The sequence below is a fragment of the Agrobacterium albertimagni AOL15 genome (genome assembly GCF_000300855.1).
In the GTDB taxonomy this organism is placed as follows: Bacteria; Pseudomonadota; Alphaproteobacteria; order Rhizobiales; family Rhizobiaceae; genus Allorhizobium; species Allorhizobium albertimagni.
The window spans coordinates 178,648-185,068 of record NZ_ALJF01000016.1 but is presented as its reverse complement, the minus strand read 5'-3'; the positions used below and the strand labels follow the sequence as shown (position 1 = coordinate 185,068).

At 61.7% G+C, this 6,421-nt stretch carries 7 protein-coding genes and 1 pseudogene; all 8 read left to right on the top strand.

Annotated features, from left to right (window positions below):
• Positions 1-169 (top strand): annotated as a pseudogene (locus QWE_RS25840) (tRNA (adenosine(37)-N6)-threonylcarbamoyltransferase complex dimerization subunit type 1 TsaB); the annotation flags it as partial.
• Position 170: 1 nt separating this feature from the next.
• Entirely contained in the window at positions 171-668 is a 498-nt protein-coding gene (locus tag QWE_RS20200; RefSeq protein WP_006728032.1) for a GNAT family N-acetyltransferase, read from the top strand.
• Positions 669-712: 44 nt separating this feature from the next.
• Positions 713-1,141, top strand: a complete 429-nt coding sequence (locus QWE_RS20195; protein ID WP_006728031.1) for a Fur family transcriptional regulator — start codon at positions 713-715, stop codon at positions 1,139-1,141.
• A gap of 33 nt (positions 1,142-1,174) precedes the next feature.
• Positions 1,175-1,969: a lyso-ornithine lipid O-acyltransferase gene (olsA, locus tag QWE_RS20190; protein WP_040300761.1), complete on the top strand. Its 795-nt coding sequence runs from the start codon at positions 1,175-1,177 to the stop codon at positions 1,967-1,969.
• A gap of 57 nt (positions 1,970-2,026) precedes the next feature.
• On the top strand, positions 2,027-3,421 hold the full coding sequence (gene miaB, locus QWE_RS20185; RefSeq protein ID WP_006728029.1) for a tRNA (N6-isopentenyl adenosine(37)-C2)-methylthiotransferase MiaB: 1,395 nt from the start codon (positions 2,027-2,029) through the stop codon (positions 3,419-3,421).
• A 40-nt stretch (positions 3,422-3,461) separates the two neighbouring features.
• The gene (locus QWE_RS20180) at positions 3,462-4,517 is read left to right on the top strand and encodes a PhoH family protein (RefSeq protein ID WP_006728028.1); all 1,056 of its coding nucleotides are present in this window, start codon (positions 3,462-3,464) and stop codon (positions 4,515-4,517) included.
• A gap of 20 nt (positions 4,518-4,537) precedes the next feature.
• Positions 4,538-5,044, top strand: a complete 507-nt coding sequence (ybeY, locus tag QWE_RS20175) for an rRNA maturation RNase YbeY (protein WP_006728027.1) — start codon at positions 4,538-4,540, stop codon at positions 5,042-5,044.
• Between the two features lie 12 nt (positions 5,045-5,056).
• On the top strand, positions 5,057-6,349 hold the full coding sequence (locus QWE_RS20170; protein ID WP_083872965.1) for a hemolysin family protein: 1,293 nt from the start codon (positions 5,057-5,059) through the stop codon (positions 6,347-6,349).
• Positions 6,350-6,421 lie beyond the last annotated feature (72 nt).

Here is a 6,421-nt window from a genome sequence, read left to right as displayed (position 1 = left end):
CTCCGCCCTCGTCGTCGACCGGAATGCCGAGACCGGCCCCGACCATTACCCGATCGAGATCGTCGCGCGCATTTCGGCAGTGGCGAAAGCTCAGGGCAAGCCGAAGCCGCTCTATCTCAGGGGACCGGATGCCAAACCGCAGACCGGGTTTGCCGTATCGAGAGCCTGACATGCGCGACAGCCTGTTCTACCGCCAGCCTGAGTTCGAAATCGTCCCCATGACCTCCGAACACTGCCACGCAGTTTCCGAACTGCATGGCCAGCGCTTCCCGAGAGCCTGGGGCGATGGCGAGTTCCTGAGCTTGCTTCTGCAGCCCAACACCTTCGGCTTTGCCGCCTGGCAGACCAACACGCTGATCTTCAAGGCCCCGCTCGCAGGCTTCGTGCTGGCGCGCGAGGTCGCCGGCGAAGCGGAAATTCTGACGATTGCGGTGAGCGACAAGGTCGCCCGCTTCGGCCTCGGCTGGCGGCTGATGCAGGCGGCACTGCGCGAAGCGAAGTCGCGGGGTGGTGAATCCATGTTCCTGGAAGTCGATGACGGTAACCACGCAGCCCTTGGGCTTTACCGCAAGCTCGGCTTCGAGAAGGCCGGCGAGCGCCCGGCCTATTACACCGACGAAAACGGTCGCCGGACCTCCGCGCTTGTCATGCGCCGTGATCTTCGCTAACCGGTCGGTTGGACGAACCGACCTTCTGCGGATATGCTGACACCATGAATGACGCCCTGAAATCGTTGGAAGCGCTGTGTGCCGAGCGGGGCATGCGCATGACCGAGCAGCGCCGCGTCATCGCTCGCATCCTCGAAGAATCCGACGATCACCCGGATGTTGAGGAGCTCTATCGTCGCTCCTCCAAGATCGACGCCAAGATCTCGATCTCGACGGTTTACCGCACCGTCAAACTCTTCGAAGATGCCGGCATCATCGAGCGGCACGATTTTCGTGACGGCCGCTCTCGCTATGAGACCGTTCCGGAAGAGCATCACGACCACCTGATCGATTTGAAAACCGGCACAGTCGTCGAATTCCATTCACCGGAAATCGAAGCGCTCCAGGAGCGGATCGCCCGTGAACACGGTTTCCGCCTCGTCGGCCACCGTCTCGAACTCTATGGCATTCCGCTGTCGAAGGACGAGAAATAAGCCGATGCCTGCCATGCCAGTGAGGCCCGCGTGATCAACTGGCTGAGGGTCGGGCTCTATCTCATTGTGCTGCTGGTGGTCTCTGGGCTGCTGATTCCGGTCCAGCTATTGGCGCTGCGCTTCGACTGGCCGCTTCGCCGCCGTTTGCCGCGCCGCTGGCATCGTCTGGCCCTCTGGTTCCTCGGCATCCGGGTGCATGTCCACGGCACGCTCGACACCCGCCGTCCGCTGATGATCGCCGCCAATCACGCCTCCTGGAAGGATATTCTCGTCCTCGGCTCGCTCGCCGACGTCACCTTCATCGCCAAGACCGAGGTCGGCTCCTGGCCCGTCTTCGGCTTCCTGGCGAGGTTGCAGAAAACCATCTTCGTCGTGCGGGAAGAAAAGCGCCGAACCGGCGATCAGGTCAATGAGATCGCAGCCCGCATGGCCGATGGCGAAATCGTCGTGCTCTTCCCGGAAGGCACGACCTCGGACGGCAACCGTATCCTCGGCATCAAGTCGTCGCTCTTTGGTGCCGCCGCAGCCGCTCTGCCGGACGAAGACGATGCGGTCGTGCATGTCCAGCCCGTCGCGATCGCCTATACCCGCGTCCAGGGCATGCCCATGGGCCGCTATCACCGTCCGATCGCTGGTTGGCCGGGTGATGTCGGGCTAATGGAGCACCTGATGGGCGTCCTGCGCGCCGGCGCGCTCGATGTCGACGTGACCTTCGGCGAGACGGTGGAGTTCAAAAAAGGCGACAGCCGCAAGGCGCTTGCCATCCGCATCGAGGAACAGCTGCGCACCCTGCTTCTCGCCCATCTGCGCGGACGGCATCGCCGCTGAACGGGGCGGCCAACTTTTCGGTTTAATCGCGCACCGAAAACCACTAAATAGCGGCGCATGACCCAGGAAACCGCGAGCCTCACCGAAACGCCAATGCCGGGCGCCAATACGCGCAAGGTCTTCATCAAGACCTATGGCTGCCAGATGAACGTCTATGACAGCGGCCGCATGGCCGATGCCCTGGCAGTAGATGGTTATGCCCCGACCGAGGTCATGGAAGAGGCCGATCTCGTCCTTTTGAACACCTGTCACATCCGTGAAAAGGCCGCAGAAAAGGTCTATTCGGCACTCGGTCGCCTGCGTGAGCACAAGAAAGCCCGCGCAGCTGAAGGCAAGGAATTCATGATCGGCGTCGCCGGCTGCGTTGCCCAGGCCGAAGGCGAGGAAATCTCGCGTCGAGAACCAGCAGTCGATGTGGTGCTTGGCCCTCAGACCTATCACCGTCTGCCGCAGGCGCTCCAGAAGGCCCGCGCCGGCGAGCGCGTGGTCGATACCGAATACGCGCTGGAAGACAAGTTCGAGCATCTGCCCGACCCGACCAAGGTCATCGGCAAGCCGCGCTCGGTAACGGCCTTTCTCACCGTCCAGGAAGGCTGCGACAAGTTCTGCACCTTCTGCGTCGTGCCCTATACCCGCGGATCCGAAGTCTCCCGCCCACTCTCCCAGCTCCTGACCGAGGCCCGCCGGCTGGTCGATAGCGGCGTGCGCGAACTGACGCTCCTCGGCCAGAACGTCAATGCCTGGCATGGCGAGGACGAGCAAGGCATGGCGATCGGCCTCGGTGATCTGCTCTACAAGCTTGCCCAGATCCCGGGCCTGGCACGCCTGCGCTACACCACCAGCCATCCGCGCGACATGGATGACCGCCTGATCGAGGCGCATCGCGATCTCAGGATGCTGATGCCCTATCTGCATCTTCCGGTGCAATCCGGATCCGACCGGATCCTGAAAGCCATGAACCGGCGCCACAAGGCCTCCGAATATGTCGCCCTCATCGAGCGCATCCGTTCTGTCCGTCCTGACATCGCGCTGTCGGGCGATTTCATCGTCGGTTTCCCAGGCGAAACGGATCAGGACTTCGAGGACACGATGAATCTCGTCCGCGAAGTGAACTACGCGCAGGCTTATTCGTTCAAGTATTCGACACGTCCTGGAACACCCGGTGCCGATCTGCCGGATCATGTTGCCGAGGATGTGAAGACCGAACGCCTGGCACGGCTCCAGGCGCTGTTGCTGGAACAGCAGCAGGCCTTCATGCAGTCGATGATCGGCAAGACCATCGATTTGCTTCTGGAGAAGCCGGGTCGCATGCCGGGTCAGTTGATCGGTCGATCGCCTTGGCTGCAGTCTGTGAATGTTGATGCAAAGTCATCGCAAATCGGTGACATTATACAGGTACGAATCACCGCAGCCGGCCCAAACAGCTTGTTTGCCGAGGTGGCAGAGGGTTAGAGTGAGGGCCTGAACCTGATCGCAACAGGAGCCTGATCGCTTGAACGCAACAGAAGTGGTTTCTTCACCCTCGCGCAATGTCCGCACAACTGCGACCGACGCCAATCACTTCATTTTGACGTTCGAGAACAACAGGCTTGCGAGCGAGCTCTTTGGCCAGTTCGACCAGCATCTGAAACTTCTCGAGCAGCGCCTGCAGATCGAGGCTCGTGCCCGTGGCAATTCTGTTGCCATTACGGGCGAGCTGCAGGCAACCAACCAGGCCCGCCGTGCGCTCGATTTCCTCTATGCCCGCCTTCAGAGCGGCGTATCGGTGGAAGCCTCCGACGTCGAAGGTGCGATCCGCATGGCGGTCGCCGCCGACGACCAGCTGTCGCTTCCGACGCTGGAGCGCAAGGCAAAGCTGTCCATGGCGCAGATCTCCACGCGCAAGAAGACGATCGCGGCCCGCACCCCGACCCAGGACGCCTACATGCGCGCGCTGGAGCGGTCGGAAATGGTCTTTGGCGTTGGCCCGGCCGGCACCGGCAAGACCTATCTCGCCGTTGCCCACGCCGCCCAGCTGCTGGAGCGTGGCGTTGTCGATCGCATCGTCCTGACGCGCCCGGCCGTCGAAGCCGGTGAGCGCCTCGGCTTCCTGCCCGGCGACATGAAGGAAAAGGTCGATCCGTATCTGCGCCCGCTCTATGATGCGCTCTATGACATGATCCCAGGCGACAAGGTGGAGCGTGCCATTACGGCGGGCGTCATCGAAATTGCCCCGCTCGCCTTCATGCGCGGCCGCACACTTGCCAATGCCGCAATCATCCTCGACGAGGCGCAGAACACCACCTCGATGCAGATGAAGATGTTCCTCACCCGCCTCGGTGAAAACGGTCGCATGATCATCACCGGCGACCCGAGCCAGGTCGACCTGCCGCGCGGCGTGACCTCAGGTCTGGTGGAGGCTTTGACCGTTCTCAAGGGTGTGGAAGGCGTGTCGGTGGTCCGCTTCAAGGACACCGACGTTGTGCGTCATCCGCTTGTCGGCCGCATCGTGCAGGCCTATGACGCCAAGTACAAGGTACAGGACGAGAGCGAGCAGAGCGAGCACTAAGCCCGCTCTGCGATCACACGATGAGCCAGTTGGACATACAGATTGCCGTCGAGAGCGACGGTTGGGCAGATGAGACCGCGTTGGAGGCTTTAGCTCAACGCGTGCTCGGTGCGGCAGAAACCTATATCGCTACGAAAGAAGCTCAGCCCTTTCCGACGCAGCCGACAGAGGTTTCGCTCGTCTTCGGCGACGACGAGATGATCCGCGAGATCAACGCCGAATGGCGCGACAAGGACAAGCCGACCAATGTCCTGTCTTTTCCCGCTTTCCCGCTGACCCCAGGCAAGATGCCCGGTCCGATGCTCGGCGATATCATCATCGCCCGCGAGACAGTGGAGCGTGAAGCCGTTGATCTCGAAAAGAGTTTCGAGGATCATCTGACCCACCTGATGGTGCATGGCTTCCTGCATCTGTTCGGCTACGATCACATCGAAAACGATGACGCCGAAAAAATGGAAGCGCTGGAGACTCGCATTCTGGCAGAACTTGGCCTATCTGACCCCTATGCGGGGCAGGACCCCATCTGATAGTCTGGAACAATGAGCGATTTTGCAACGAAATCGGCCCCTGAGGCCAAAGAGAGTAACGAAGGATCGTCTTCGGACGAGGGCAGTAGTCCTTACCGAGCGGAAAGCTCGGCACGCCAACATCCTTCCTTCTGGGCCCGATTGGGCCGTATTCTGAAGCCATCCTCCTCCACGAGCCTGCGCGAAGATCTGACGGTCGCCCTGAGCGCCGATGCCAGCCTCGGAGAAGCTTTCACGCCCGAAGAGCGGGCGATGCTCAACAACATCCTCCGCTTCCGTGAGGTCCGCGTCGAGGACATCATGGTACCGCGTGTCGATATCGAAGCGGTTGACCAGAGCGTCACCATCGGCGAGTTGATGACCATCTTCGATGTGTCCGGTCGCTCGCGCATGCCCGTCTATGCCGATACGCTGGACGATCCGCGCGGCATGGTCCACATCCGTGATCTGCTCTCCTACGTCACCAAGCAGGCTCGCAGCCGCCGGCGCGTGGCTGCCAAGGCAGCCAACGGAGCAAATGGCGGCGAGAAGGCTGAGAAGGTCGAAAAGTCGGCCAAACCGAAGATGGATTTCGATCTTGCCCGCATCGATCTGAGCAAGACGGTTGCCGAAGCCGGCATCATCCGCTCCATCCTTTTCGTGCCGCCCTCGATGCTTGCATCCGACCTGATGAGCCGCATGCAGGCAGCCCGCACCCAGATGGCACTCGTGATCGACGAATATGGTGGCACGGACGGACTCGTCAGCCACGAGGACATCGTCGAAATGGTCATCGGCGATATCGATGACGAACACGACGACGAAGAAGTCATGTTCAGCCGCGTCTCCGACGACGTCATTATCGCCGATGCACGCGTCGAACTGGAAGAGATCGCCGAAGCGATCGGCCCGGATTTCGACATTGCCGACCGGATCGAAGACGTCGATACGCTGGGTGGTCTGATCTTCTCGGCGCTCGGACGCATTCCGGCGCGTGGCGAAGTCGTGCAGGCAATGCCCGGCTTCGAATTCCATATTCTGGATGCGGATCCCCGGCGCATCAAGCGCGTCCGGATCGGCCGCAAGCGCGCCGGCGCCCGCCGTCGTTCGACGACCAAAGGTGATGTCGAGGTGCGTGCGGACGAGGCTGCCGAGGCAAAGGCCGCGAAGGCCTCCGCGCCCGCATCGGGTGAGACTGCGGCAAAGCCGCGGACAAGGGCTCCTGCCAAGCCGCGCGCACCGAAGGTCGAAACACCACCCGCCGCCGAGCCGGCCCCGGAAACCCCGGTGACAGAGATGGAAAGCGCCGAGCGATCGTCAGCCTGACGGCCGCCACTCTCGGCACCGAATACCGCGACATGGCCTCCGTTTTTTGGGAGACTGCCCGCGATTGATTCG

Bases quoted from the DNA above. Each gene is read 5' to 3' on its own strand.
- QWE_RS20200 (WP_006728032.1), top strand. From the start codon at position 171: ATGCGCGACAGCCTGTTCTACCGCCAGCCTGAGTTCGAAATCGTCCCC.
- QWE_RS20195 (WP_006728031.1), top strand. From the start codon at position 713: ATGAATGACGCCCTGAAATCGTTGGAAGCGCTGTGTGCCGAGCGGGGC.
- miaB (WP_006728029.1), top strand. From the start codon at position 2,027: ATGACCCAGGAAACCGCGAGCCTCACCGAAACGCCAATGCCGGGCGCC.
- ybeY (WP_006728027.1), top strand. From the start codon at position 4,538: ATGAGCCAGTTGGACATACAGATTGCCGTCGAGAGCGACGGTTGGGCA.
- QWE_RS20170 (WP_083872965.1), top strand. From the start codon at position 5,057: ATGAGCGATTTTGCAACGAAATCGGCCCCTGAGGCCAAAGAGAGTAAC.